Genomic DNA, 26,183 nt, shown 5'->3' with positions numbered 1-26,183 from the left:
CCCAATGCCAGCGCCAATGATCGTACGGCCGCGCCCGCCGATCTGGCTTGCCGCGCCGACCCGCTATGCCGGCCTCTCACGCGGCGCGAGCCGGATCGTGCTGGTGAGCCTGCTGATGCTGGTGGTCGGACTGACCGTTCTGGCGCTGCGTGTTCCCGTGGCCGCTCCGCTGGCGGCCGATACTCCGACCGACATCGTCCTCTATCAGCAGATCGTCGATGGTGTCCGCCACGGCGGTGGATATTACCAGGTGGCGGCCGATGCGCTGCGTAGCGGGGGGTATCCGATGCGCCCGTTCGTCACCTTCCGCCTGCCCACGCTGGCGGTGGTGCAGGCCGCGCTGCCGATCTGGGCCTCCGCAACCTTGCTGTATGTCCTGGCCGCCGGCACCTTCATGGCGTGGAGCGGTTCGTTGCTGGCCGCCCTGCCCCGGCGGCCAGCGCGGGTGGCCGCACTGATGCTGCTGGTCGGCGGGATGATCGTGCATCTGCAACTGCCGCTGATGGGGTTTCACGAGGTCTGGGCCGGGCTGCTGATCGCCCTGTCGCTGGCGCTGCGACGGCGCGGATACTGGATCGAAGCAGTGGCCTTGGCGCTCGCCGCGATGCTGATCCGGGAGACGGCGGCGCTGTATGTCGTCGTGATGGCCGTGTTCGCGCTGGCCGACGGCGCGCGGCGCGAGGCGGCGGGATGGGGCGTGGCGCTGGTCGTGTTCGCCGGCGCGGTGGCCGCCCACGCCCATGCGGTGGCGCAGGTGGTCGGGCCGCTCGATCCGTCGTCGCCGGGCTGGAGCGCGCTGCTGGGGCCGGGCTTTGCCGTGCACACGATCGGGATCGCAAGCGCGCTGGCGGTGCTGCCGATGTGGCTGGCCGCGCCGCTGGTCGTCCTGGCGCTGGCGGGGTGGAGCGCGTGGGTCTCGCCGCTGGCGCACCGGACGCTGGCCGTGCTGCTGGCCTATGTCGCGCTGCTGGCGCTGTTCGCGCGGGCCGACACCTTCTATTGGGGTCTGATGATCGCCCCTCTGGTCCTGATCGGCCTCGCCTTCCTGCCCGACGCGCTGCGCGACCTGGCCGCCACCGCATTCGACACGCGACGGATCACCGTCACGCGGGTGACCCGGTGAAGCGGATCCTGCTCATCGTCGGCGGCGGCATCGCGGCATACAAGTCGGCCGAACTGATCCGCCTGCTGCGCAAGCGCGGCCACGCCGTCCGCTGCGTGCTGACCGAGGGCGGCAGCCATTTCGTCACGCCGATGACGCTGGCGGCGCTGAGCGAGGACAAGGTCTATACGACCCTGTGGGACCTGACCGACGAAGCCGAAATGGGGCACATCCAGCTCAGCCGCCAGGCCGACCTGATCGTCGTCTGCCCCGTCACCGCCGATCTGATGGCCCGCATGGCGGCCGGCGTCGCCGACGATCTGGCGACGACATTGCTGCTGGCGACCGACACGCCGGTACTGGCCGCGCCGGCGATGAACGTGCGGATGTGGACCCATGCCGCCACGGTGCGCAACGTGGCGCAACTGCGCGGCGACGGCATCACCGTGCTGGAACCCGACGAGGGCGCGATGGCCTGCGGCGAATATGGCCCCGGCCGCTTGCCCGAACCGGTCGCCATCGCCGAGGCGATCGACCGGGCGCTGGGGGTGTCCGATCGTCTTGCTGGCCGCCACGTCCTCGTGACCGCCGGCCCGACGCATGAGCCGATCGACCCGGTCCGCTATCTGGCCAACCGGTCGTCGGGCAAACAGGGGTTCGCGATTGCCGGCGCGCTGGCCGCGCTGGGTGCGCGCGTCACGCTGGTCGCAGGCCCGGTGATGCTGCCGACACCGGCCGGAGTCGACCGCGTCGACGTCGAAACCGCCCGCGAGATGGCGGGCGCGGTCGAGGCCGCCCTGCCCGCCGACGTCGCCGTCATGGTCGCCGCCGTCGCCGACTGGCACGTCGCGGTTGCGGTGCAAAAGGTGAAGAAGGGCGCGATGCCGCCGGTGCTGACGCTTGCCGAAAATCCCGATATCCTCGCGACGCTGGCCTCCGCCGCGAACCGCCCCCCGCTGGTCATCGGCTTTGCCGCCGAGACCGAGCGTGTGATCGAACACGCCGCGGCCAAGCGGCTTCGCAAGAAGGCCGACTGGATCGTCGCCAACGACGTGTCCGGCGACGTCATGGGCGGCGATGCCAACACCGTTCACATCGTCCGCGAAGGCGGCGTCGAAAGCTGGGAGCGACTGCCGAAGGCCACCGTCGCCACCCGCCTTGCCGACGCCATCGCCGACGCGCTGGAGACCTGAAATGCCCCCGATCCGTATCGCCCTGAAGCGCCTGCCGCATGGCGAAGGCCTGCCCCTGCCCGCCTATGCGACCGCCGGCGCGGCCGGGATGGACGTGGTGTCGGCGCTGGCCATCACGCTGCCCCCCGGCGGCCGCGCGGCGGTGGGGACCGGTTTCGCAATCGCCATTCCCGACGGGTATGAGGTTCAGGTCCGGCCACGCTCCGGCCTGGCGCTGACCCACGGCGTCACCTGCCTCAACACGCCGGGGACCATCGACAGCGACTATCGCGGCGAGGTGAAGGTCATTCTCGCCAACCTGGGGGACGTGCCGTTCGTGATCGCGCGCGGTGACCGGATCGCCCAGCTTGTCCCCGCCCCGGTCCAGCGCGCGACGCTGGACCTGGTCGAGACACTGGACGACACCGATCGCGGGCATGGCGGGTTCGGATCGACGGGACGATGATGGGATTGCTGCTTCTTCTCGCACAGGCCGCGCTGCCGGTGCTGCAGGCCGTGCCGGCGACGCCGCCAGCCATCGAGGCATTGCCGCCGGCGGACTGGTCGATGCTGAGCGACCTGCATTTTCGCCGGCGGCCACCAGCCGCGCCGGAAATGTCGCAGTTCGTCAAGGCCGAGGTTGCCGCCGGCCGTTGCGCCGCATCGCGCCAGAGCGACGGCCAGTTGATCCTGCGCATCGACCTGGCGGTACGCAGCTCGCCCGGCGGTCAGGTCCGGCGGATCGTACCCCGCGCGATAGACTGCCCGACCGTCGAACAGTTCGCCGCGGGACTCGTATCGCGGATGGCGCGCGACAATATCGACACCGGCGGCGCAATCGGCGAGCAATGGTATCGCGTCGGCATGACGTTCGCGTGGACCGAGTGAGCGGGGCAGCGCCCGCCGCCCTGTCCGACGCCGAACTGACCCGGTACGCCCGCCACATCGTCCTTCGCGAATTTGGCGGCGCGGGGCAGATGCGGCTGAAGGCGGCATCGGTCGCCGTCATCGGCGCTGGCGGCATCGGTTCTCCCGCGATCCAGTATCTGGCCGCCGCCGGAGTCGGCCACCTCGTCCTGATCGACGACGACCGGGTGGATATGTCCAACCTGCAACGCCAGACGATCTTTGCCACCGACGATGTCGGCCAGGACAAGGTCGCCGCCGCGGCCGCCGCCGTGCGCCGGATCAATCCGTTCGTCACCGTCATGACCCACGCGACCCGGATCGACGCCGGCAACGCGGCCGGGCTGATCGACGGCGCGGACGTCATCCTGGACGGCTGCGATAATTTCGCGACCCGGCTGGCTGTCGCCGATGCGGCGCTGGCAGCCGGGATTCCGCTGGTGTCGGCGGCGGTCGGACCGTTCGAGGGGCAACTTGCCACCTATCGCGGGTGGGAGGCGGGCAGCCCGTGCTATCGCTGCTTCGTCGGCAATGCCTCGGATCAGGCCGGCGCGACCTGTGCCGATGATGGCGTGCTCGGGCCGGTGACGGGCATCCTCGGCAGTCTGGCGGCGCTGGAAGTCCTGCGCGCCATTGCCCCGTTCGGTGAGGACAGCGCGGGCAAGCTATTGCTGCTCGATCTGCTTGCGCTGCGGTTCCGCACGATCCGCCTGCCCAAGGATCCCGGCTGCCCGGCCTGCGGCTCCCGCTCCTGACACCACCGCAGGCGCCGGTTCGTCGTCTCCTGTTCATCGACGCGTGCTAAGGCCCGCCGCTTCTTCTATACTTCGTTGAAAGATTTGCGCGTGCCCGACTGGACGCAGGACAAGATCGCCCTTTCCGTATGGACCGGCGTCGCGCCGGATGCGCTGCACGTCATCGGCGGGCTGGCCGTCATGCTCGTGGCCGCGATCCTGCTGCGACGTCCGCCCTGGCATTGGCTGCCGTGGCTCGCCGTGCTGGTCGTCGAGAGCGTCAACGAGGTTTACGACCTGCTCCAGACACATGATCCAAGCGATGAGGGAAACCTCCCCGCCTCGCTGCACGACATGTGGCTGACCATGCTCTGGCCGTCGGTGATCCTGATCGTCTTTCCGTGGTTCGTCCGCCGCCATGCCCGGCCGACACCGGACACGGATCAGACGCCGGTATAGGCGCGGTACCAGTCGACGAAGCGCGGGATACCGACCTCGATCGGCGTCGTCGGCGCATAGCCGAGGTCGGTGGCGATCGCGCTGATATCGGCATAGGTCGCGGGCACGTCGCCCGGCTGCATCGGCTGATAGTCCCGCGCCGCCTTGCGACCGCACGCCGCCTCGATCACGTCGATCAGCCGGCCGAGTTCCTCGGGCCGGTTGTTGCCGATATTGTACAGCGCGTGCGGTGACACGCTGCCGCCCGGCTTGACCGCCCGGTCGTCGGCCGGCGGGTGGTCGAGCGCGGCGACGATGCCGCTGACGATATCGTCGATATAGGTGAAGTCGCGCTGCATCCGGCCGTGGTTGAACACCTTAATCGGCCGCCCCTCCAGGATCGCGCTGGTGAACAGCCAAGCCGCCATGTCCGGCCGTCCCCAGGGGCCGTAGACCGTGAAGAAGCGCAGGCCCGTCTGCGGCAGGCGATAGAGATGCGCATAGGTTTCGCTCATCAGCTCGTCCGCCTTCTTGGTGGCGGCGTAGAGCGAGACGGGAAAGTCCACCCGGTCCTCGACCCGAAACGGCATCGACACATTGCCGCCATAGACCGACGAGGACGAGGCATAGACCATGTGCGCCACCCCCCGCGCCCGCGCCAGTTCCAGCATGTTGACGTGACCGGCGAGATTGGAGCGGACATAGGCGCGCGGATTCTCGATCGAATAGCGCACGCCGGCCTGCGCGCCGAGGTGGACGATCCGGTCGATCGCCACACCCTCGACCGCGCGGTCCAGCGCGACGTCATCGGCGAAGTCACAGGGCACGAAGGCGATCCGGTCGCCATGCGCCGCCGCAAGCGCGGCCAACCGGTCCCGCTTCAGTTGCGGACTGTAATAACCGTTCAGGTCGTCGATCCCGACGACCCGGTCCCCGCGTGCCGCCAGACGGTCGGCCAGATGATAGCCGATGAACCCCGCCATCCCCGTGACGAGGATGGTCAACGGCGTCCGCCCCGCGACGACGACCGCGTCATCGCCCGATCAACTCGCGGGCAAACGCCAGCACCGCCGGCCCGATGTCCTCGCGCTCCAGCGCCAGCGCGAGGTTGGCCTGGATATAGCCGGCCTTGTCGCCGCAATCGTACCGCTGCCCGTCGAAGGTGAAGCCGTGGAACGGTTGTTGCCCGATCAGTTGCGCCATCGCGTCGGTCAGCTGGATTTCGCCGCCGGCACCGGCCTCCTGCCCCTCCAGGATCCGCATGATCTCGGGCTGCAGGATGTAGCGGCCGGGGATCATCAGGTTGGACGGGGCCGTGCCCCTCGCCGGCTTTTCGATCAGCGCCGTCACCTCGACCAGGCGGCCATCGCGCGCACCAGGCGAGATGATCCCGTATTTGTCGGTTTCGCTGTCGGGCACCTCCAGCGCGCCGACGATGTTGCCGCCGACCTTTTCATACGCCTCGACCATCTGCTTCAGGAAACCGGGCGATCCGTTCATCAGTTCGTCGGGCAGCAGCACCGCGAACGGCTCGTCGCCGACGATCTCGCGCGCGCACCAGACGGCATGGCCAAGGCCAAGCGGCTCCTGCTGGCGGATATACACCGGCGACCCGGGCTTCTGACGGATGCCTTCGAGGATCGCGAGCGACTTGCCGCGCGCCTTCATGGTATCCTCAAGCTCGTAGGAAATGTCGAAATGATCTTCCAGCGCGCTCTTGTTGCGGCCGGTGACGAAGATGATCTGCTCGATTCCTGCCTCCAGCGCCTCCTCGACCGCATACTGGATCAGCGGCTTGTCGACGACGGTCAGCATTTCCTTCGGCATCGCCTTGGTGGCGGGCAGGAAGCGGGTGCCAAGGCCCGCGACGGGAAGAACGGCCTTGCGAAGGGGTTTGAATGACATTGGGTACCTCGAATTGCTCCATCGTCCCTAACGCTGCCGACGGGAGAGTTCAAACGACCTCCGATGGCTCCGGGCTTAGCGCACTCTTAAGCCTGGCCTGCTAGGGACCGGAGGCATGAACCCTGTCTTCCCCATAAACGCTCCACGTCCCGCGAAAATCCTCGTGGTGTTCGGCACCCGGCCGGAGGCGATCAAGCTGTTCCCCGTCATTGGAGCGCTCGCCGCGACCGACGGGCTGACGGTCAGGACGTGCGTCACCGCGCAGCATCGCGGCCTGCTGGATCAGGTGCTGGAGATCGCCGGGCTGGTGCCCGACCGCGACCTTGATATCATGGAGCCGGACCAGACGCTCGACCGGCTGACCGCGCGCCTGCTGACCGGGCTTGGCGCGGTGATGGATGCCGAGAAACCCGACCGGGTGATCGTGCAAGGCGACACCGCCACCGCGATGGCCGGCGCGCTCGCCGCCTATTACCGCAAGATCCCGGTTGCGCATGTCGAGGCGGGCCTGCGCTCGGGCGATATCTATCACCCCTGGCCCGAGGAGGTGAACCGGCGGATCGTCGCGCCGATCGCCGACCAGCATTTCGCGCCGACCGATACCGCCGCCGACGCGCTGCGCCGCGAGACGATCGACCCCGCGACGATCCACGTCACCGGCAACACGGTCATCGACGCGCTGCACTGGACCCGCGACCGGATCGCCGACGATCCCACGCTGGCGGCCGGGCTGGATGCCATCGCCGAACGGTTTGCCGGACGGCGGATCGTTCTGGTGACCACCCATCGTCGCGAGAACTTCGGCGGCGGCATGGCGGCGATCGCCCGCGCGATCGGCCGCATCGCCGACCGCGACGACATCGCCATCGTCTTTCCGGTGCATCCCAACCCCAATGTCGTCGCGGTGATGGATGCGATCCTGGCCGACCGCCCGAACGTGGCGAGGATCGCGCCGCTCGACTATCCGCATTTCGTCCGGGCGCTGGGGATGGCGCATCTGGTGCTGACCGATTCGGGCGGCGTGCAGGAGGAGGCCCCCGCGCTGGGCAAGCCCGTCCTAGTTATGCGCGAGACGACCGAACGGCCCGAGGGCATCGTCGCCGGCACCGCGCGGCTGGTCGGCACCGACGAGGACCGGATCGTTTCCGAAGTCTTCACGCTTCTCGACGACAACGCCGCCTATTCCGCGATGGCGCGCGCACACAACCCCTTTGGCGACGGCCATGCCGCCGCCCGGATTGCCAGGATAGTTGCTAATGGCTTCGGACACTGAATTGAACGTCGTCGTACTGGGGCTGGGCTATATCGGCCTGCCCACCGCCGCGGTCATCGCCCGCACCGGCGCGCAGGTGCTGGGCGTCGACGTGACCGAGTCGGTCGTCGATACCGTCAATTCGGGCAAGGTGCATATCGAGGAAGTCGATCTCGACGGGCTGGTGTCCGGCGTGGTCGCGCGCGGTACGCTGCGCGCCTCGACCGTAATCGCCCCCGCCGACGTCTTCGTCATCGCGGTGCCGACACCCTTCGATGCCGATCACGCGCCGAACATCGGCTATGTCCTGAAGGCCGCGACCAGCATCGCCACCGTGTTGAAGGCGGGCGACACGATCATCCTCGAGTCGACCTCGCCGGTCGGCACAACCGAGAAGGTCCGCGACCTGCTGGCGAGCCTGCGCCCCGACCTGCGCGTGCCCGGCAAGTCGGGGGAGCAGCCCGACATCGCCATCGCCTATTGCCCGGAGCGCGTACTGCCGGGCCGCATATTGGTCGAACTGATCGACAACGACCGGGTCATCGGCGGCATCACTCCGCGCTGCGCGCGCAAGGCGCTGAGCTTCTACAAACGGTTCGTGCGCGGGGCGTGCGTCACCACGACCGCACGTGCCGCCGAAATGACGAAACTGACCGAAAATGCCTTCCGCGACGTCAATATCGCCTTTGCCAACGAGCTCAGCCTGATCGCCGATACGATGGGCGTCGATGTGTGGGAGGTGATCCGCCTCGCCAACCGCCACCCGCGCGTCAACATCCTGTCCCCCGGCCCCGGCGTCGGCGGGCACTGCATCGCGGTCGACCCGTGGTTCCTCGTCCACGCCGCCCCCGACCAGACGCCGCTGATCCGCACCGCGCGCGAGGTGAACGACGGCAAGACCGATCATGTGATCGCGCAGGTTACGGCCATGATCGCCGCGTCGCCCGGCGTGCCGGTCGCGTGCCTTGGCCTGGCGTTCAAGGCCAATATCGACGACTTCCGCGAAAGCCCCGCGCTGAAGGTCGCGGCCGCGCTGGCCGCGCGGTTCGGCGAGCGGATCCGGATCGTCGAACCCTATGCCACGCAACTGCCGGCGGCATTCGACGGGAGCCGCGCGACCCTGATCGACGTCGACACCGCGATCGAGACGTGCGGGATCATGGTCGTTCTGGTGGACCACGACATTTTCCGGTCGATCCCGCTGGAGGAGCGCAGCGGCAAGCAGGTGCTCGACACACGCGGCATCTGGCCCGACCAGCCGCGTCATGCCGGGTCGACGCCGGCGATCCGTCTGGCGAGCTGACCCCACGGGCGACATTGCCGCGAGGGGGCGGCATCACTATGTGATCGCGTCCCCTACCATAACCGCAAGCCCGCCATGCTCTCCAAGCTGCTAGGGTCGCGCCGCCGTTCGCGGGCGCCGACCGCAACCATTCCCGACGGCCAACGCGTCTATGCGATCGGCGACGTCCATGGCTGCCTCGACCAGCTCGACCGGCTGCTGGCGGACATCGACCGAGATGATGCCGCCCGGCCGCCCGCCGACACGACCATCATCGTGCTGGGCGACCTGGTCGATCGCGGTCCGCACTCCGCCCAGGTCATTGCGCGGTTGCGCGCGCGCGCCGGTGGCAAGCCGGCGATGCGATTCCTGATGGGCAATCACGAGGAAGTGTTCCTGTCCGCCCTGACCGGGGATGCGAAGGCGCTGAAGTTTTTCTGCCGGATCGGCGGCCGTGAGACGATCATGAGCTATGGGCTGTCCGCCGATGCCTATGAGCAGTTGGACTATGCCGGCCTGCACGACTGGATGATGGCGCATGTGCCACTCGACGATCGCGTGTTCCTGTCGTCGTTCGAGGACATGATCGTCATCGGCGACTATGCCTTCGTCCATGCCGGCGTACGCCCCGGCGTTCCGCTGGCGGCCCAGACGACGACCGACCTGCGCTGGATTCGCGAACCGTTTCTCGATTTTCGCGGCACCCTGGAAAAACGAATCGTGCATGGGCACACGATCGTCCCGGACATCGTCGTCAGGCCGCACCGAATCGGCCTCGATACCGGGGCGTATACGGGGGGTGCCCTGAGCGCGATCGGGCTTTACGGTGACGCGATGTGGGAACTGAACGCCTAAACCTTGCGATCAACCGAGGCGATTGGATATTTTCCGTTCGTGGCGCGGATGCTATGGGCGTTCGTGGCGTGCATATGTTGCATTGCCACAACAGCGCAGGAACGTTCTTGTGCAACGTACGTTAGCTGGTTGCGATGACAGGGGTTTCATGTCATTGGGCGGCCGACGAGTTTATAAAAGGAATTCATTCATGCGTCTTGGCAAGTTTCTGATCGCTGCAGCAGCAGCTTCGATGGCAGTTGCTCCGGCCGTTGCCGCTCCGGCAACCTCGGCTGCAAGCCTGTCGGTTGCAAAGTCGGTTCGCGCCAGCGCGCCGACCGCAAAGAGCAACAAGGCTTCGGGCGGCGGCATCATCATCGCCATCCTCGCAGCAGCCGCTGTGGTTGCCGGCATCGTCATCGTCGCAGACAGCGACGACAACGCTGACAGCAACTAAGTCTAATCTGCCTCGGCAGATGGAGAATGGTGGTCTTCGGACCACCATTTTTTTACCTGTCGAAGATGGCTTCGCGGCACAGAATGACGATCCCGTAACAACAGGTCAGCCCGAAAAGCGTGATATCGTCCGCGGTAGTTTGCACGCCACGCTTGCCCGGCCTGCCGGTTGGCGATGCCGACGCGCTACGTCATGAAAAGCGATGCTGCGGATCGGCGAGAGGGCGTATGGCCTCGTCGATCGGATCGAGCAGACCTGTAACAGGCATTGCGAAAAGCCGATGCTATCGCTGGATGCGACCAACAGGATCTCCGACGGCCTCGGCACATCGACATAGCGGGCACGGATGTTCCTCTATCTCGTTGCAATGTGCCGCCTGTGTGATGCCAACAGGCCCCGTCTGCTGCCGATCCATCTCGTCATCGCCCTGAGCGCGCATGCCTATGCCAGCAGCAATTCGCAGGATCCGTTTCGGGCGATCGCGACAGGCCTCCGGTCGTTGGCAATCGCTGTCGGCACGGTAATTCTACCGCCGCAGCAGCACGGCCTGCCACGCCTGACGATCGCATCGGGCTTTGCCCAGACGATCGTGCCGATGGCGGTCGCCCGGTATTTTTCATGCGGACGAACAACTGCGGCAGTCGGTTCAGCGTCATTTTGATCCGCGACGATGGCATGTCGTTACCGGATGATGGCTATATCGTCATCTACCCGGCGGAGATTGGCATCGACCCCGCTAGTTATGATCCTGCCGTGCATGACCGACTCGCGCGGATGCTTGGCAGCGCGGACCGCATCGTCGTCTCCTGCGCCAAGGACTGGCGCGTCACCTGCGCCAGCGCGCTCAAGGGAGCGAACGTGCCGAGCGAAAGTTTCCGAGCAGATGGAGCTTGCCCCCTGGGGATCGCCGACCATGACGGCACGCCGGCGATTCTTGTCGCCGATGGCCTGCTTGGCCTGACCGAACAGTCGTTGAAGCAGGTGCGAATCGGTCGCGAAACCAAGACGTTCTGCGTGCTGCTCCACCGCAACGCCTTCTGACCCCATGCACAGCCGGCGTTGCCGCAAGGATGAAGGCGACACCCGTTCCCGGAATGGCAGAGGCTTACCCGATCGAAACCGGGTGACGCCGGCCTATCCGGTTCGACGCAGTCTGGACCGTTTCGTTCTTTGTCGTCGATCGCTTCGCCGCGCTCGCAATGATCGGAACTACGGCCGATGGTGGCGAAAAAGTCTGTAACATTGCACCTCTGGCGCGGAGGTGACATCGCGACATCATGGTCCACATACAGCAAAAAGGGGGCCGTAGCCCCCTTTCCCCGTCGATCGAGCAGGTAGGCCGTTACTGGCCGCCCGGCATCCCCGGCGGCATTGCGCCGGCCGGTCCACCAGGACCGCCCTGCTGCATCTGCATCTGGCGGACGGTGGCTTCGGGCAGGAAGTCGAGCAGGTCGACGTCGAACACCAGGGTCGAATTGGCCGGGATCGGCCCCTTGGCCTCCGCGCCATAGCCCAGCGACGGCTTGATCCAGAGGCGGTACTTCGCGCCCTTGGGCATCAGCTTCAACGCTTCGGAGAAACCGGGAACGACACCTGCGACCGGCATCGGCGTCGGCTGCTGCGACTTGTCGAAGGTCGTGCCGTCGAGCAGCTTGCCCTCATATGTAATGAGCGCGATGTCGGCATCGGTGGGCTTGGGCGCGCCGGGCTGGCCGGGCGCGATCACCTTGTACTGAAGGCCCGACGCCGTCGTGACGACACCCTTCGCACGCGCGTTGCGAGTCGCGAAATCGTCACCGGCGCGCGCAAGCGCAAAGGCCGCGACCAGTGCCAGCGCGATCCCGACCCAGAGGTAGACGAGATAGCTGCGTTTGACGGGGCGGATCGGGACAGCGGTCACGGTCGACATGGATGGCCTCGGTTCAGAAAGGCCGCACGCATACGACCGTGGGATGTCGGAAGGTTACAAAGGTTACACCGGGAGCAGGGGGTAGCCCGCCCTGCCCCGGTGTCGGCACGTCTTACCGTGCGCCGTCACGCTCGGCGCGCTTGCGCTCCAGCTTGCGGGCGCGGCGAACGGCGGCGGCGCGCTCACGCGCACGCTTCTCCGACGGCTTTTCGTAATGCCGGCGCAGCTTCATTTCGCGGTAGACGCCCTCGCGCTGCAGCTTCTTCTTGAGTGCGCGCAGCGCCTGGTCGACATTATTGTCGCGAACTACGATCTGCATAAACGGCCCAGTCTCCGAATCAAATGACTTTAGCGGCAGCGGACCCAAGCCCGCGCCGTGTGAAGGCTGCGCCTAGCAGCGACGCCTTCCGATGGCAAGGCGAACATGCGTCGACAAGCGCCGGACATCCGCACGTTCCATCGTTTCGAACCGATCCAATGGCACAGCCGGATGCCCCGACGCAACCGCCCTGCCGCCGCGAGGCCCCTTGGCGAGCGATGCAGCGGGCGGCTATGGCAGGCGGCATGACCGGTGCCCCCTTTGTCCTGCATGACAGCTACACCCGCGCAGCCCGCGCGTTCGAACCGATCGATCCGGCGAACGTCCGCGTCTATTCGTGCGGGCCGACCGTCTACAATTACGCGCATGTCGGCAACCTGCGCGCCTATGTCTTCACCGACACGCTGTCGCGCGTGCTGACGTGGAAGGGCTATCCCCTCACCCACATCATCAACATCACCGATGTCGGGCACCTGACGTCGGATGCGGATGCGGGCGACGACAAGATGGAAGCGGCGGCGCGCAGGTCCGGGCAGGATATCTGGGCAATTGCAAAACATTACACCGATGCCTTCAAGCAGAATCTGAATGACCTGAACATCCGCCCGCCAAGCAGATTCCCGCTGGCGACCGACCATGTGCCCGCCATGATCGCGTTCGGCGAGGCGATCGCCGAGAAGCACTGCTACCTCCTGGACAGCGGCCTGTATTTCGACACGTCGACGGTGCCCGATTACGGCCGGCTGGCGCGGTCGCGTGACGACGAGGGCGAGGGCCGGATCGACCCCGTCGCGGGCAAGCGCCACCCGCAGGATTTCGCGATCTGGCGTCGCTCCCCGCCCGGCGAGCAGCGCCAGATGGAATGGGACTCGCCGTGGGGCAAGGGCGCGCCGGGATGGCATCTGGAATGCTCGGTGATGGCGCGCCAGTATCTGGGGGACGCGTTCGACATCCACACCGGCGGCATCGACCACCGCGAGATCCACCACCCCAACGAAATCGCGCAGAACATGGCGCGCTGCGGATGCGAGGGGACCGGTGCGAACTTCTGGATGCATAACAACTTCCTGGTCGAACGAACTGGAAAGATGTCGAAATCCGGTGGCGGGTTCACGACCCTGCAGACGCTGGTCGATCGCGGATTCCATCCGCTGGCCTACCGGCTGATGTGCCTGCAGGCGCAGTATCGCAGCGAGCTTGAGTTTTCGTGGGAGAACCTGGCGGCGGCGACGACGCGGCTGAAGCGTATCGTGCAGACGGTCGAGGCGCTGCGCGCGCGCGACGACGGTGCGCGCAAGGGCGATGCGGCCGCCTATCGCGCCGCGCTGGACGCCGCGGTGTCCGACGATCTGGCGACACCACGCGCCCTGCCCGTGCTGGACGCGATGCTGGCGGACAAAAAGCTGTCGCCGCACGATCGGCTGGTCGCGCTTGACGATTTCGACGCGGTGCTGGGACTGAACCTTCAGGTGCTGACGCGCGCGGACCTGCGTGTGCGGCCGGCGAATGCGGTCATCGACGAGGCCGCGATCGAGGCGCGCCTCGCCGAGCGGCGGGATGCGCGGGCGGACAAGGACTTTGCACGGTCGGACCGACTGCGCGACGAACTGGCGGCGGCCGGCATCGAGGTGATGGATGGCGACCCGCTGGGCTGGGACTGGAGACTGCAACCATGAAGGCTGTTCTGCCCGCTATCGCCCGGCCGATGCTGGAGCCGCACCTGCCCGCCGATCTCGACGTGGCATGGTTCGCCCGGCCCGACGAGGCGAACGCGATGATCGCCGACGCGGACATTGCCTGGATCGACATGCAGCCGACCCGGCTGGTCGCCGACGCCCTTGGTCATGCCGGACCCGCGCTCAAATGGGTGTCGACGATCTATGCCGGGCTGGATGCGTTTCCGATTCCCGACCTGGCGGCACGCGGCGTGACGGTAACGAACGGAGCCGGGATCAACGCGGTCGCGGTCGCCGAATATGCAGTGATGGGGATGCTGGTCGCCGCAAAGCGGTTCGACCAGGTCGTCCGTGCGCAGGACCGGCAGGACTGGCTGAGCGATTCGCCGGGCAAGGTCGAGCTGTGCGACACGCGCGCGCTCGTGATCGGCCATGGCACGATCGGCCGGCTGATCGGCGACCGGCTGGCGGCGTTCGGCGTCGACGTGACCGGCGTCACCCGGTCGGGGCGCGACGGCACGCTGACTCCCGATGCGTGGCGGGCGCGGCTCGGTGAGTATGACTGGGTGATCCTTGCTGCGCCGTCGACCGAGGCGACGCGGGCGATGATCGGCGCGGATGAGCTGGCGGCGATGAAATCGTCCGCCTGGCTGGTCAATATCGCGCGCGGCAACATGATCGACGATACCGCGCTGATCGCGGCGCTGGCGAAGGGCGACATCGCCGGCGCGGTGCTCGACCCGACCGACCCCGAACCGCTGCCCGCCGGTCACCCGCTATGGTCCGCCCCCAACACCATCGTCACGATGCACCTGTCGGGCCGCAGCCAGACGACGATGTTTAAGCGGGGGGCAGCACTGTTCCTCGACAATCTGTCGGCGTTTCTGGCCGGGCGGCCGATGCGCAATGTCGCGGATCTCGCCGCCGGCTATTGATTATTGCAACGTGATTATTGCAACGGCTGGTCGCGCGTTGCGAGCACCGGCGGGTGATAGGGTCGGCCCGCGTCGGCGGGAATCCGCGCGATCTCGGCGTCGAGCGCCTGCGCCCGCGCCCTGGACGACGCATGGGTGCGGCTGCGGAAGATCCCGCCGTCGATGTCGCCGCCATGCGCGCGCCAGAACCGGGGCGCGCTGGCCGGGTCATAGCCGGCGTTGCGCAGCAGGTGCAGGCCAAGCAGGTCGGCGTCATCCTCGGTCCGGCGGAACAGGCGGCCGTTGCGCCCCAGTTCGGACAGGATGCCCCGGCTGACCTTCGCGGCGTCCAGCCGGGCGCGGTGGCGCAGGATATTGTGGGCCAGTTCATGCGCGACGATCACCGCCGTCTCGTCATCGCCGTAGCGTTCGAAGAAGCGCGAGCCGATCTGGACGATCCGGCCGTCCGCGCTGGCGGTCATGTCCGGGCCGACCAGCACCTCGAACGCCGACCGGCAGCCGGGCGAGGCTGGAACGGTCACGGCGATTCGTCGCCCGTCGCGCAGCAGCGTCAGCGCCAGCGGTTCACCGGGCGCGCGCGCGGCGATCTCGGTCACCACCGCATCGCGTGTCGCGCTGGATGGAACGGCGGTGCGATCGGCCAGCACCGCGCGGCCCGCGATCGCGACCAGCGTGTCGTTGGGACGGACGCCGGCGCGCGCGGCGGGTCCGCCGGGCACGACCGCCTCGACCGCCACAGGCCCGGCAAAGCCGAAGGTCCGGCGGACGGACTCCGCCTGCGCGGGATCATATTGATCGAACGCGTGGAGAACCCAGCCCGGCGTCGGCGACAGGTCGCGGCACAGGGCGGCATTGGCGGTCGTCAGCCGATAGGCGATCGTCGCCAGCCGCTGATCGACATCGCGCAGTGCCGCGAGCGGTGCGGTGTCCTGGGTCGCCCCGGCCGGCACGACGCCACCCATCATGGTCACCAGCGCCAGCAGCAGCACCCGACCCGATCGCGCAAGATTGTACGGAATATTCATAATCGGTTCCGATGCCGGGTAACTGTACGTTTTTAAGGCACGGACCACGGTACGCGCCGCACTTTTATATCGACGCCCGCGCGGCGCACGCGATATGGCACGTCCCGAATTACGGAGAATACACGCAATGTCGAGCGATACCGCCCCGGGCGCCGTCCAGTTGATCGTCCCCAAGCGCTTCGGCGACGCACGCGGCTGGTTCACCGAGGTGTACAGCGCGGCGGCGTTCGCCAAGCGCGGCATCACCTGCCAGTTCGTGCAGGACAATCACTCGCTGTCGCAGCCGAAATTCACGCTGCGCGGCATGCATTTCCAGACCCCGCCGCACGGCCAGGACAAGCTGGTCCGCTGCATCCGCGGCCGGATCTATGACGTCGCGGTCGACGTGCGGCGCGATTCGCCGACCTATGGCCAGTGGGTCGGCGCGGAACTGTCGGCGGAAAACGGCCACCAGCTGTTCGTGCCGGTCGGCTTCGCCCACGCGTTCCTGACGCTGGAGGAGGATTGCGAGGTTTCGTACAAGGTGTCGGGTCAGTATGCGCCGGAGTGCGACGGCGGCATCCGCTGGGACGATCCGGCGATCGGCATCGACTGGCCGATGCCAGAGGGCACGGTTCCCGAGACGTCGGACAAGGACAAGCTGCTGCCGCTGCTCGCCGATTTCGATTCGCCGTTCGAGTATAATGGCGTGCCGCTGTCGCCGCTGCCCGTTTCCGCCTGATCCAGAAGGACCTGATTTCCATGCGTATCTTCGTCACCGGCGGGGCCGGTTTCATCGGCTCGGCGCTCGTCCGTCACCTGATCGAGAACACCGAGCACGAGGTTCTGAACTTCGACAAGCTGACCTATGCCGGCACGCTGACCACGGTCGAGCGCGTCGCCGACAGCAACCGCTACACCTTCGTTCAGGGTGACATCTGCGACGCCGACGCGGTCGAGGCGGCGATCAATGCATTCAAGCCCGACATCGTCACGCATCTGGCCGCCGAAAGCCATGTCGACCGCTCGATCGACGGGCCGGGCGCATTCATCCAGACCAACATGGTTGGCACCTATGTGATGCTGGCCGCCGCGCGCAGCTATTGGCTGAGCCTGGATGACGAGGCGAAGGCGGCGTTCCGCTTCCACCATATCTCGACCGACGAGGTTTACGGGTCGCTTGGTGACACCGGCCTGTTCACCGAGGAAACGCCTTACGACCCGCGCTCGCCCTATTCGGCGTCGAAGGCGGGTTCCGACCATCTGGTCAGCGCGTGGGGCCATACGTTCGGCCTGCCGGTGCTCATCACCAACTGTTCCAACAATTACGGGCCGTATCACTTCCCCGAAAAGCTGATCCCACTGATGATCGTCAAGGCGCTCGCCGGGGCCGACCTGCCGGTCTACGGCAAGGGCGATCAGGTGCGCGACTGGCTGTATGTCGAGGATCACGTCCGCGCGTTGCAGGCAGTGTTCGAGAAGGGCGTCGCCGGCCGGACCTATAATGTCGGCGGCAACAACGAGAAGCAGAACCTGGAGGTCGTCCACACCGTCAGCGCGATCCTCGACCGTCTGCGCCCGCGTGCCGACGGCCAGTCCTATGCGACGCAGATCACCTATGTCGCCGACCGTCCGGGCCACGACAAGCGCTATGCGATCGACGCCAGCCGGATCAAGGACGAGCTTGGCTGGGAACCGGCCGAGACGTTCGAGAGCGGGATCGAGAAGACCGTCGCCTGGTATCTGGATAACGAGGCGTGGTGGCGGCCGATCGTTGACCAGCACAAGGCCGATCAGCGCCGGGGCCTGAACGCATGAAGACGATCCTCGTCACCGGCGGCAAGGGCCAGCTCGGCACCGAACTGACCCGCTATACCTGGCCCGAAGGCTATGGCGTGGTCGCGGTCGATATCGACGAACTGGATCTGCGCGACACCGCCGCCATCATGCGCGTGGTCGAGGCTGGGCATGACGGCCAGCCGTTTGCGGCCGTCATCAGCGCAGGCGCCTATACCGCGGTCGACAAGGCCGAGACCGACGTGGTCACGTCCTGGGCGGTCAACGCAATGGCTCCGGCGGCGTTCGGCGAGGCCTGTGCCAAGGCGGGCATCCCGCTGTTGCAGGTGTCGACCGACTATGTGTTCGACGGCGCGCGCGAGGGTGCGTGGGAGGTCGACGACGCGGTCGGGCCGCTGGGCGTGTACGGCGCGTCGAAGCTGGGCGGCGAACTGGCGGTGAAGACCGCTGGTTGCCGTTATGCCATCGTCCGCACCGCCTGGGTGGTCAGCGCACACGGTAACAATTTCGTGAAGACGATGCTGCGGGTCGGCGCGACCAACCCGACGTTGCGGGTGGTCGACGACCAGCATGGCAGCCCGACGGCGGCGGCCGACCTGGCCGACGCGCTGGCCAGGATCGCCGTGCGGATGATTGCAGATCCGGCCATCGCGTCGGGCACCTATCACTTCAGCAATGCCGGCGCGGTCACCTGGGCTGGTTTCGCACGCGAGATCTTTGCCCAGGCGTCGGGACGTGGTGGCCCCTCCCCCAGTGTCGACGGCATCGCGTCGAGCGAATACCCGACACCGGCGACCCGCCCGACCAACTCGCTGCTCAGCCACAGCGCGATCGAGCGCGACCACGGCATCGTGCCGCGCCGCTGGCAGGACGCGCTGAGCGACATCCTCGACGATCTCATCGGGAAGAAAAACGCATGAAGGGCATCATTCTGGCCGGAGGTTCCGGCACCCGGCTTCACCCGGCGACGCTGGCGGTGAACAAGCAGCTGCTGCCGGTCTATGACAAGCCGATGATCTATTATCCGCTGTCGGTGCTGATGCTGGCGGGCATCCGCGAAGTGCTCATCATCTCGTCGCCGGAGTTTCTGGGCAATTACCGCAACCTGTTCGGCGACGGGTCGGATTTCGGCATGCAGATCCAGTATGCCGAACAGCCCCGGCCCGAAGGTCTGGCGCAGGCGTTCACGATCGGCGCGGATTTCATCGGCGACGACCATGTCGCGCTGGTGCTGGGCGACAACATCTTCTTCGGCGCGCACCTGACCGAGCTGATGGCGAGCGCGACCGCGCGGACCGAGGGGGCGACCGTCTTCGCCTACCGCGTCGAGGATCCCGAGCGCTACGGCGTCGTCGATCTCGACGAGACCGGCCGCGCGCTGAGTCTTGAGGAAAAGCCGGCCAAGCCGAAGTCCAACTATGCGGTCACCGGCCTGTATTTCTACGACAACAAGGTCGTGCAATATGCCCGCGACCTGAAGCCGTCGGCGCGCGGTGAGCTGGAAATCACCGACCTCAACCGGATCTACATGGAGGCGGGCAACCTGTACGTCGAGCAGATGGGGCGTGGTTACGCCTGGCTCGACACCGGCACCCACGATTCGCTGCTGGAGGCGTCGGAGTTCGTGCGCACGATCCAGCATCGCCAGGGCATTCAGGTCGCCTGTCTTGAGGAAATCGCCTATCATCAGGGCTTTATTTCCGCCGACACCGCCCGCGCGGCGGGCGAGCGGTTCAAGAAGACCAATTACGGCAAGGCCATCCTGAACGCGGTCGACGGGCATTGATCACCGGCGTGTCGCGGATCCGACCATCTGTCCGCGACACGCCGATCTACCCGCCGTACCCAGTCTCGACCGCAAGGCGTCCTTCAGGTCCGGCGATTGTAGCTTTTGATGCCACGGCGACGTAATTTGTCAGCCTTGCGCTTGCGCGATGTCGCCACCCACACGATGCCGGCCATCAGCGTGATTCCACCGATGATGGCGAAGGCGAGCAGGGTGCGTGCTGGTAGATCCATGCGGCACGCCAATGCCGAAACGCACAAAGATTGACCAGTTTTTTTTGAACGTTGCTGGTCAATGGCGTAACCCGCAAGCCAGCCGATCACAGCCATCGCTTTTCTTTCGTTGCGTGGCCATGCGTTCTGACGCATGGGAATTGCCGGAAATCACGAACGGACTGAGAACAATGGCCACCAATTGGTCCCCAGACAGCTGGACCCGCCACGAGGCACGGCAGTTGCCGGTCTATCCCGACGCGGACGCGCTGGACGCCGCCACCGATCAGCTCGGCACCTATCCGCCGCTGGTGTTCGCAGGCGAGGCGCGCAGCCTGACCGCCGATCTGGCCGATGTCGCCGCCGGCAAGGCGTTCCTGTTGCAGGGCGGCGATTGCGCCGAGAGTTTCGCCGAACACAGCGCCAACAACATCCGCGATACCTTCCGCGTCATCCTGCAGATGGCGGTCGTGCTGACCTATGCGTCGAAGCTGCCGGTGGTGAAGCTGGGCCGGATGGCGGGCCAGTTCGCCAAGCCGCGCTCGACCAACATGGAGGAGATCGGCGGGGTCGAACTGCCGAGCTATCGCGGCGACATCGTCAACGACATCGCCTTCACGGATGCCGCGCGCCAGCCCGATCCGCAGCGGATGATCCGCGCCTATTCGCAAAGCGCGGCGACGCTGAACCTGTTGCGCGCGTTCGCCAGCGGCGGCTATGCCAATCTGCATCAGGTTCATCGCTGGACCCACGACTTCATGGGCCGCAGCCCGTGGTCAAAGAAATATGCCGAGACGGCCGACCGGATCGGTGAGGCACTGGAGTTCATGGCCGCGTGCGGGATCGACCCGGAAACGGTGCCGCAACTGTCGCAGACCAGCTTCTACACCAGCCATGAGGCGCTGCTGCTGCGCTACGAACAGGCGTTGACGCGTCAGGATTCGCTGACCGGCGGCTGGTACGACACCTCGGCGCATTTCCTGTGGATCGGCGACCGGACCCGGTTCGAGGGATCGGCGCATGTCGAGTTCCTGCGCGGGATCGGCAATCCGATCGGCATGAAATGCGGTCCGACCCTGGAGCCGGATGCGCTGCTGCGGATGCTCGACACGCTGAACCCGGACCGGATTCCGGGGCGGATGACGCTCATCACCCGCTATGGCCACGACAAGATCGAGGCGGGCCTGCCCAAGCTGGTGCGCGCGGTGATGCGCGAGGGCCATCCGGTCGTCTGGTCCTGCGACCCGATGCACGGTAACGTCATCAAGGCCGCCAATGGCTACAAGACGCGGCCGTTCGACCGGATCCTGGCCGAAGTACGCGGTTTCTTTGCCGTGCACCGCGCGGAGGGCAGCTTCGCCGGCGGCATCCACGCCGAAATGACCGGGCAGAATGTGACCGAATGCACCGGCGGCGCGATCGACGTGACCGAACAGAGCCTGGGCGATCGCTATCACACGCATTGCGATCCGCGCCTGAACGCCGGCCAGAGCCTGGAACTCGCGTTCCTGCTGGCGGAAATGCTCAACGTCGAAATGGCGGAGCGCAAGAAGGCGGCATGATGACCGGCGGGTGCCGATGCCGGATAATCGGCATCGGCACCCGTACCGCCTAGCGGTCCGGCGCGCGGACAGTGACCGGTTCCGCACCCGGGGCCGTTTCATAGCGTCGCCGCGGCAGAGCCTCCGGCATTTCGTCGCGGATATAGGCCAGCATCGCCTCGCGCACGTCGCAGCGCAGGTCGAAGGCGATGGCGGCGTCCTTGGCGGTGACCAGCGCCCGGACCTCTATCGCGTCGGCCTTCATGTCGGTCACCTGCAGGTTGAAGAAGCGTCTGTCCCAGCGCGGATTCGCGGTGACCACCGTTTCCAGATGCGCGCGCAGGCGCGCAATGTCGGCAGACGGATCAAGCTGCCAGAAAACGCTGCCAAGCAGTTGGCTGGTTTCGCGGGTCCAGTTCTGGAAGCTTTCCTCCAGAAACTTCGACACCGGGACCACCAGCCTGCGCTCGTCCCACAGCTTGATGACGACGAAGGTCAGGCGGATCTCCTCGATCCGCCCCCATTCGCCGGCGACGATGACGACGTCGTCCAGCCGGATCGGTTCGGTAAATGCCATCTGAACGCCGGCGATCAGATTTTTCAGCGCCGGCTGGGCAGCGGCACCGACGACAAGGCCGGCGATCCCGGCCGACGCCATCAGCGTGACGCCGATCGTACGAATACCCGGCACGCTGAGCAGCATCAGGCACAGCGTGATGAAGACGATGAAGAACGCACCGATCCGACCGAGAATCGTCGCGCGGGTCCGCTTGCGGCGGGCACGAAGATTGTCCTCGACGCTGATGTCCGCCTGCGATTCGACGACGTCCTGCACCGCGCGCAGGGCCGCCAGCGCCAGCCAGCCGAGCAACGCGGGCACGAGGAAGCCGAACACCTGACGCAACGCCGTGTCGCCCGCCGGCAGGAACCGCGCCGCCGCCCCGACCGCGACCGTGACCGTCACCCAGCGAAGCGGGCGGCGCACGCGGTCGAGCACCAGCCCGTCGACGCTGGTCCGGCTGCGCCGCGCGGCATGGTGGGCGATCCGCATCGCGACCGTGTGCAGCACCAGCGCGGCGATGACGGCCACGACGATCGCGACAAGCCCCGTGATCCAGCCATCGGCGGGATCGAGATTGAGGGAGTGGAACCATTGCATCCACAGGGAACCGGTCGGGACAACCGTGGTTCCCCGGGCGATCGGATGATGACCGCGTCTGGGGGCTTGACGCCTGGGCCGTCCCGCCGTATCCGGCCGCTTCTGCTACACGGCCCCTTCGTCTAGCGGTTAGGACGACGCCCTCTCACGGCGTAAGCACGAGTTCGATTCTCGTAGGGGTCACCAGCATTTCACCCATCGACGCCATGCCTGAACCGTCCCGGTCGATCGCCGGAACGTAGACGTCTGTCGTCGCAACATCGCAGGCGGTTGCTGCGGTCACGCGCCGGTTTAGGCGGCGGCGAGCTGTTGCAGGAACCGGTCGGTGGCGGCCTGCAGCGTGCCGGCGGCGGTCGACAGCCCGGTGGCCGCGCCGGACACCCGGCTGGACAGAATCTCGGTCTTGCCCGCGGCATCGGCCACCCGCGCGATCCGGTCGGTGATGTCGGTGGCCCCCGCCGCCGTTTCGAGCGCGGCGGTGTGGATCACGGCGGCGGTATCGCGCTGGCGATCCACCGCCACCCGGATCGCGTCGGCGGCCTCGGCCAGCGCGCCGATCATCGTGCCCACCCCGTGCAGCGACCCGCGCGCCACGTCGGCGCTGTCCCGCATCGACCCGGCGAGCGTGCGGATTTCCCCGGTCGCGCCCGCCGCCTGACCGGCAAGACTTTTCACCTCATGCGCGACCACGGTGAATCCGCGACCGACCTCGCCCGCGCGCGCCGCCTCGATCGTCGCGTTCAGCGCGAGCAGGCTGGTGCGCCCGGCGATGTCGCTGATCGAATCGGCAAAGCCGGCGATCGACGCGGTCCGTTCGCTCAACGCATGAACCGCCTGGTTCCCGGCCTCCGACAGATGACGGGTATCGCCGCTCAGCCTGGCCTGATGATCGACCGTGGCGGCGATCGCGGTGATCGACAGCGACAGATCCTCGATCCGGTGGGCAAGCATGGCCGCGCTCTCCGACGACTGGACGGCGGTGGCGGCGGTAGCGACAATCTCGGCACTGCCGCGCCGGGCAAGATCGGTCATCGTGCGCGCGGATTGCGCCAGATCGCCCGACGCCTGCCCGACGACCGCTACGGTCTGCGCGACCGAGGCACGAAAACTGTGGCTCAGCGCCAGCATGTCCGCGCGGCGACGCGTCTCCGCCGCCGCCTCCTGCGCCTTGCGACGGAGGCGTTCCGACGCGGCCCGCTCCTCGGCGGCGTGCAGGGCGACCATGGCCGCCTCGGCATCGTGCCTGCGCTTGTCTGATTCGATCGCCAGAGCCGCACTGTTGATGGTCGCGCGACGCTGGTCGATCATCAGGCCGCGCAGGCGGATGGTCAGGTAGGACAGCACGCCGCCTTGCAGGACGACCGCCACCGCATGAAAGACGACGCGGCCGATCGTGTTGCTGCCGGTGAAGGCCAGGTCCGAGGCCGCCCCGGCCAGCACGATATGATGCAGCGCGATGAGCGCGGATGCCAGCACCAGCGGTCGCCAGTCGCACAGCAGCGTCAAGGCCCCCAGTGCGACGAAGAAATACATGTGGCCATCCATCTGCCACGGATGGCCCGCCAGCAGCGAGACCAGCAACGCCGGATGAATCGCGGCGAGCGTTCCCGTCATCAACCGCGCCGTGTCGTCGTGACGCCGGCGCAGCGCCATGGCCGTCGGCCCGGCATTGGCGATCACCGCCACGACCAGCACCGCCGATACCGCCGATACCGCCGCAGACTGAATCACCAGTCCCAGCACCAGCAGCATCGCGGTCCAGAGCCATGACGCGACGACCAGGATATGGATACCACGCTGGCGCAGGGCCGCGAGTTCGGGAACCGTGGCGTCCCCCATCACGAGGCCGTCCCACAAAGCGGGGCCGAACCCGCGAGCGCCATGACTCCGTCGTCGTAAAGCGTGGGCGCGATGCGGGAACGTTCGCCGTAGACGACATAGCTGCCGTCGATCGGCCCGCGTCCGACAAGGGCGGCCCCGGCCGTCAGCGCGTGCGACAGGATGTGCGCCCTGCCCCGATCCGTCACCGGCACCAGCAGCATCCGGCCGACCGCCGGTGGGAACAGCCCAAGCACAAGCAGCCCGATCGCGACCAGCATCACCTGACCCGCCACCAGGGCCACACCATCCACACGCGACCCGAAAATCATTACATCCATTTAGGATGCAACGGTTAGCAAGGCGTAAACCAGCCGACCGCATGGGCGCGCTGGGACGATCAGTAGGCCCGGCCCACCAGCACGCGCTCCACCGCCGGTTCGCCGGTGAAGATGCAAGGCCCCTCGTCGCAACCGGTCTGGGCGACGGGCGCGTTGCGGATGGTCAGCTTCAACGCCTTCAACCGCTCGACCACAGTGTCCAGCGCCGCGCCGGTCGGCTTCGACCAGCGGATATCGACCCAGCCCGGATTGCGGATGCCCTCGGCGAAATGCGCGACGACGCCGGCCCAGTCATCGACCGGCGTGATGTTCGCGCGCAGCCGCTCGACCGACTGACTGTGCAGCGTGTCCTGGATCTCGGTCAGCGTCATGGCGATGTCGGCGACCAGCGTATCCTTCGGCAGGATTGCGCTGTCGAGTTTGCCACCCTCCTTGTACAGCCGGTCGCGGCGCAGCACCGACACGTTGCCGCCCGCCACGTCGCGGCCGCCGACCTCGACGATCACCGGCGCGCCCTTCTTGACCCAGCCCCAGCGCTTGGTCGCGGACTTGGCGGGCTTCAGGTCGAGCAGCGCGCGGACCGGCTCGCCCAGCGCAGCTTGTCCGGCCAGCGCCTTTTGCAGATCGCGGCAATAGGCGACGATGGCCTCGTCCTCGGGCTGGTCGCGCAACATCGGCACGATCACCACCTGCCACGGCGCGATCATCGGCGGCACGCGCAGGCCGTCGTCGTCGCCATGGACCATGATGACGCCACCGATCATCCGCGTCGACACGCCCCAGCTGGTCGTGTTCGCCAGCTCGAACTGGCCTTCACTGTTCTGGAACCGGATGTTCTGCGCGTTCGCGAAATTGGTGCCGAGGAAGTGCGAGGTGCCGGCTTGCAGCGCCTTGCCATCCTGCATCATCGCCTCGATGCTGTAGGTCGCGACCGCACCCGGGAAGCGCTCATTCTCCGGCTTCTCGCCGGCGATGACGTGCAGGCCCAGGCAATCCTCGGCGAACGAGCGATAAACCTCCAGCATCTTCAGCGTTTCCTCGCGCGCCTCTTGCGGCGTGGCATGGGCGGTGTGCCCCTCCTGCCAGAGGAACTCGCTGGTGCGCAGGAACATACGGGTCCGCATTTCCCAGCGGACGACGTTCGCCCACTGGTTGATGAGCACCGGCAGGTCGCGCCACGACTGGACCCAGCGCGCGAACGCCGCGCCGATCACGGTTTCCGACGTCGGCCGCACTACCAACGGCTCCTCCAGCTTGGCGTCGGGATCGGGGACCAGCTTGCCATACGCGTCGGCCTTCAGCCGGTGATGCGTGACGACCGCCATCTCCTTGGCGAAACCATCGACATGCTCGGCTTCCTTCTCGAAGTAGGACAGCGGGATGAACAGCGGGAAGTAACAGTTCTCATGCCCCGTCGCCTTGATCCGGTCGTCGAGCAGCCGCTGGATCCGCTCCCAGATACCATAGCCCCATGGGCGGATGACCATGCAGCCGCGCACGCCGGACTCCTCGGCCAGATCGGCCTCGGCGATGACGGATTGATACCAGGCGGAGAAGTCCGCTTCGCGGGTGACGGGGAGCGCATGTTTCATAGGGGCAGCGGA

29 protein-coding genes and 1 tRNA gene are annotated in these 26,183 nt (G+C 66.9%); 20 read left to right on the top strand and 10 right to left on the bottom strand.

The window, feature by feature from the left end; all coding sequences use genetic code 11:
- The first annotated feature begins 16 nt into the window (after positions 1-16).
- The 6 genes from ASE75_RS11965 (at position 17) to ASE75_RS11940 (ending at position 4,373) form a co-directional block, all read left to right on the top strand.
- A complete protein-coding gene (locus tag ASE75_RS11965; RefSeq protein ID WP_055933820.1) occupies positions 17-1,123 on the top strand; it encodes a hypothetical protein in 1,107 nt (368 codons plus the stop codon).
- A complete protein-coding gene (gene coaBC / locus ASE75_RS11960) occupies positions 1,120-2,295 on the top strand; it encodes a bifunctional phosphopantothenoylcysteine decarboxylase/phosphopantothenate--cysteine ligase CoaBC (protein ID WP_055933819.1) in 1,176 nt (391 codons plus the stop codon). The genes ASE75_RS11965 and coaBC overlap by 4 nt, the downstream gene beginning before the upstream one ends.
- 1 nt (position 2,296) lies before the next feature.
- The gene (dut, locus tag ASE75_RS11955) at positions 2,297-2,740 is read left to right on the top strand and encodes a dUTP diphosphatase (protein ID WP_055933817.1); all 444 of its coding nucleotides are present in this window, start codon (positions 2,297-2,299) and stop codon (positions 2,738-2,740) included.
- The gene (locus tag ASE75_RS11950) at positions 2,740-3,162 is read left to right on the top strand and encodes a hypothetical protein (protein ID WP_055933815.1); all 423 of its coding nucleotides are present in this window, start codon (positions 2,740-2,742) and stop codon (positions 3,160-3,162) included. Before dut ends, ASE75_RS11950 begins: the two co-directional genes overlap by 1 nt.
- Entirely contained in the window at positions 3,159-3,935 is a 777-nt protein-coding gene (locus tag ASE75_RS11945; RefSeq protein WP_235512700.1) for a HesA/MoeB/ThiF family protein, read from the top strand. Before ASE75_RS11950 ends, ASE75_RS11945 begins: the two co-directional genes overlap by 4 nt.
- 90 nt (positions 3,936-4,025) lie before the next feature.
- A complete protein-coding gene (locus tag ASE75_RS11940) occupies positions 4,026-4,373 on the top strand; it encodes a hypothetical protein (protein ID WP_055933811.1) in 348 nt (115 codons plus the stop codon).
- On the opposite strand, the gene ASE75_RS11935 is transcribed toward ASE75_RS11940, so the two are convergent.
- Both ASE75_RS11935 and galU read right to left on the bottom strand, forming a co-directional pair.
- Complete coding sequence (locus tag ASE75_RS11935; RefSeq protein WP_055933809.1) at positions 4,358-5,356, bottom strand: SDR family NAD(P)-dependent oxidoreductase; 999 nt, start codon at positions 5,354-5,356, stop codon at positions 4,358-4,360. The genes ASE75_RS11940 and ASE75_RS11935 overlap by 16 nt on opposite strands.
- 28 nt (positions 5,357-5,384) lie before the next feature.
- A complete protein-coding gene (gene galU, locus ASE75_RS11930) occupies positions 5,385-6,257 on the bottom strand; it encodes a UTP--glucose-1-phosphate uridylyltransferase GalU (protein ID WP_055933806.1) in 873 nt (290 codons plus the stop codon).
- Between the two features lie 115 nt (positions 6,258-6,372).
- On the opposite strand from galU, the gene wecB reads away from it, so the two are divergent.
- The 6 genes from wecB (at position 6,373) to ASE75_RS11905 (ending at position 11,123) form a co-directional block, all read left to right on the top strand.
- Positions 6,373-7,530 carry a non-hydrolyzing UDP-N-acetylglucosamine 2-epimerase gene (wecB, locus tag ASE75_RS11925; protein ID WP_055933804.1) on the top strand — a complete coding sequence of 386 codons (1,158 nt, stop codon included), beginning with the start codon at positions 6,373-6,375 and terminating at the stop codon, positions 7,528-7,530.
- A complete protein-coding gene (wecC, locus tag ASE75_RS11920) occupies positions 7,514-8,812 on the top strand; it encodes a UDP-N-acetyl-D-mannosamine dehydrogenase (protein ID WP_055933802.1) in 1,299 nt (432 codons plus the stop codon). Before wecB ends, wecC begins: the two co-directional genes overlap by 17 nt.
- A 75-nt stretch (positions 8,813-8,887) precedes the next feature.
- Positions 8,888-9,646 (top strand): metallophosphoesterase family protein, encoded by a 759-nt coding sequence (locus tag ASE75_RS11915; protein ID WP_055933801.1) that lies wholly within the window; start codon positions 8,888-8,890, stop codon positions 9,644-9,646.
- A gap of 190 nt (positions 9,647-9,836) precedes the next feature.
- Entirely contained in the window at positions 9,837-10,082 is a 246-nt protein-coding gene (locus ASE75_RS11910) for a hypothetical protein (RefSeq protein WP_055933799.1), read from the top strand.
- Between the two features lie 346 nt (positions 10,083-10,428).
- The gene (locus tag ASE75_RS15540; protein ID WP_156340427.1) at positions 10,429-10,743 is read left to right on the top strand and encodes a hypothetical protein; all 315 of its coding nucleotides are present in this window, start codon (positions 10,429-10,431) and stop codon (positions 10,741-10,743) included.
- Positions 10,744-10,757: 14 nt separating this feature from the next.
- Positions 10,758-11,123 carry a hypothetical protein gene (locus tag ASE75_RS11905; protein ID WP_156340425.1) on the top strand — a complete coding sequence of 122 codons (366 nt, stop codon included), beginning with the start codon at positions 10,758-10,760 and terminating at the stop codon, positions 11,121-11,123.
- 301 nt (positions 11,124-11,424) lie between these two features.
- Here ASE75_RS11905 and ASE75_RS11900 read toward each other — a convergent pair whose 3' ends face one another.
- Together ASE75_RS11900 and rpsU are read right to left on the bottom strand one after the other, a co-directional pair.
- Complete coding sequence (locus ASE75_RS11900; protein ID WP_055933795.1) at positions 11,425-11,991, bottom strand: FKBP-type peptidyl-prolyl cis-trans isomerase; 567 nt, start codon at positions 11,989-11,991, stop codon at positions 11,425-11,427.
- Positions 11,992-12,103: 112 nt separating this feature from the next.
- Positions 12,104-12,310, bottom strand: coding sequence for a 30S ribosomal protein S21 (rpsU, locus tag ASE75_RS11895; RefSeq protein ID WP_017978269.1), 207 nt, complete (start codon positions 12,308-12,310; stop codon positions 12,104-12,106).
- A gap of 245 nt (positions 12,311-12,555) precedes the next feature.
- On the opposite strand from rpsU, the gene cysS reads away from it, so the two are divergent.
- Together cysS and ASE75_RS11885 are read left to right on the top strand one after the other, a co-directional pair.
- Complete coding sequence (gene cysS, locus ASE75_RS11890; RefSeq protein WP_235512698.1) at positions 12,556-13,986, top strand: cysteine--tRNA ligase; 1,431 nt, start codon at positions 12,556-12,558, stop codon at positions 13,984-13,986.
- The gene (locus ASE75_RS11885; protein ID WP_055933789.1) at positions 13,983-14,921 is read left to right on the top strand and encodes a D-2-hydroxyacid dehydrogenase; all 939 of its coding nucleotides are present in this window, start codon (positions 13,983-13,985) and stop codon (positions 14,919-14,921) included. The genes cysS and ASE75_RS11885 overlap by 4 nt, the downstream gene beginning before the upstream one ends.
- A 14-nt stretch (positions 14,922-14,935) precedes the next feature.
- Here the strand turns inward: ASE75_RS11885 and ASE75_RS11880 are convergent, their stop codons facing one another.
- Positions 14,936-15,946 (bottom strand): M48 family metallopeptidase, encoded by a 1,011-nt coding sequence (locus tag ASE75_RS11880; RefSeq protein ID WP_055933787.1) that lies wholly within the window; start codon positions 15,944-15,946, stop codon positions 14,936-14,938.
- 127 nt (positions 15,947-16,073) lie between these two features.
- Between ASE75_RS11880 and rfbC the strand changes: the two genes are divergently transcribed.
- Genes rfbC through rfbA form a run of 4 tightly spaced genes read left to right on the top strand, consistent with a single transcriptional unit; the run spans position 16,074 to position 19,508 of the window.
- Positions 16,074-16,667: a dTDP-4-dehydrorhamnose 3,5-epimerase gene (rfbC, locus tag ASE75_RS11875; protein WP_055933785.1), complete on the top strand. Its 594-nt coding sequence runs from the start codon at positions 16,074-16,076 to the stop codon at positions 16,665-16,667.
- 20 nt (positions 16,668-16,687) lie between these two features.
- Entirely contained in the window at positions 16,688-17,743 is a 1,056-nt protein-coding gene (gene rfbB / locus ASE75_RS11870) for a dTDP-glucose 4,6-dehydratase (protein WP_055933783.1), read from the top strand.
- Positions 17,740-18,642 (top strand): dTDP-4-dehydrorhamnose reductase, encoded by a 903-nt coding sequence (gene rfbD / locus ASE75_RS11865; RefSeq protein WP_055933780.1) that lies wholly within the window; start codon positions 17,740-17,742, stop codon positions 18,640-18,642. The genes rfbB and rfbD overlap by 4 nt, the downstream gene beginning before the upstream one ends.
- Positions 18,639-19,508, top strand: coding sequence for a glucose-1-phosphate thymidylyltransferase RfbA (gene rfbA, locus ASE75_RS11860; protein WP_055933778.1), 870 nt, complete (start codon positions 18,639-18,641; stop codon positions 19,506-19,508). Before rfbD ends, rfbA begins: the two co-directional genes overlap by 4 nt.
- Before the next feature lie 83 nt (positions 19,509-19,591).
- Here rfbA and ASE75_RS15535 read toward each other — a convergent pair whose 3' ends face one another.
- Entirely contained in the window at positions 19,592-19,876 is a 285-nt protein-coding gene (locus ASE75_RS15535) for a hypothetical protein (protein WP_162233732.1), read from the bottom strand.
- Positions 19,877-19,911: 35 nt separating this feature from the next.
- On the opposite strand from ASE75_RS15535, the gene ASE75_RS11855 reads away from it, so the two are divergent.
- Positions 19,912-21,282 carry a class II 3-deoxy-7-phosphoheptulonate synthase gene (locus ASE75_RS11855; RefSeq protein WP_055933776.1) on the top strand — a complete coding sequence of 457 codons (1,371 nt, stop codon included), beginning with the start codon at positions 19,912-19,914 and terminating at the stop codon, positions 21,280-21,282.
- Between the two features lie 49 nt (positions 21,283-21,331).
- On the opposite strand, the gene ASE75_RS11850 is transcribed toward ASE75_RS11855, so the two are convergent.
- A complete protein-coding gene (locus ASE75_RS11850) occupies positions 21,332-22,420 on the bottom strand; it encodes a mechanosensitive ion channel family protein (protein WP_055933774.1) in 1,089 nt (362 codons plus the stop codon).
- Between the two features lie 111 nt (positions 22,421-22,531).
- Here ASE75_RS11850 and ASE75_RS11845 point away from each other — a divergent pair.
- Positions 22,532-22,606, top strand: a tRNA-Glu gene (locus tag ASE75_RS11845).
- A 105-nt stretch (positions 22,607-22,711) separates the two neighbouring features.
- Here the strand turns inward: ASE75_RS11845 and ASE75_RS11840 are convergent.
- From ASE75_RS11840 to ASE75_RS11830, 3 genes are read right to left on the bottom strand one after another with little or no spacing between them, the layout of a single operon-like run.
- Positions 22,712-24,259: a methyl-accepting chemotaxis protein gene (locus tag ASE75_RS11840; RefSeq protein ID WP_055933772.1), complete on the bottom strand. Its 1,548-nt coding sequence runs from the start codon at positions 24,257-24,259 to the stop codon at positions 22,712-22,714.
- Positions 24,259-24,579 carry a hypothetical protein gene (locus ASE75_RS11835; RefSeq protein WP_162233731.1) on the bottom strand — a complete coding sequence of 107 codons (321 nt, stop codon included), beginning with the start codon at positions 24,577-24,579 and terminating at the stop codon, positions 24,259-24,261. Before ASE75_RS11835 ends, ASE75_RS11840 begins: the two co-directional genes overlap by 1 nt.
- A 59-nt stretch (positions 24,580-24,638) precedes the next feature.
- A complete protein-coding gene (locus tag ASE75_RS11830) occupies positions 24,639-26,171 on the bottom strand; it encodes an aminoacyl--tRNA ligase-related protein (RefSeq protein ID WP_055933768.1) in 1,533 nt (510 codons plus the stop codon).
- Positions 26,172-26,183 lie beyond the last annotated feature (12 nt).

The sequence above is a fragment of the Sphingomonas sp. Leaf17 genome (genome assembly GCF_001421505.1).
Lineage (GTDB): Bacteria > Pseudomonadota > Alphaproteobacteria > Sphingomonadales > Sphingomonadaceae > Sphingomonas.
This window is presented reverse-complemented; position numbering and strand designations above follow the sequence as displayed.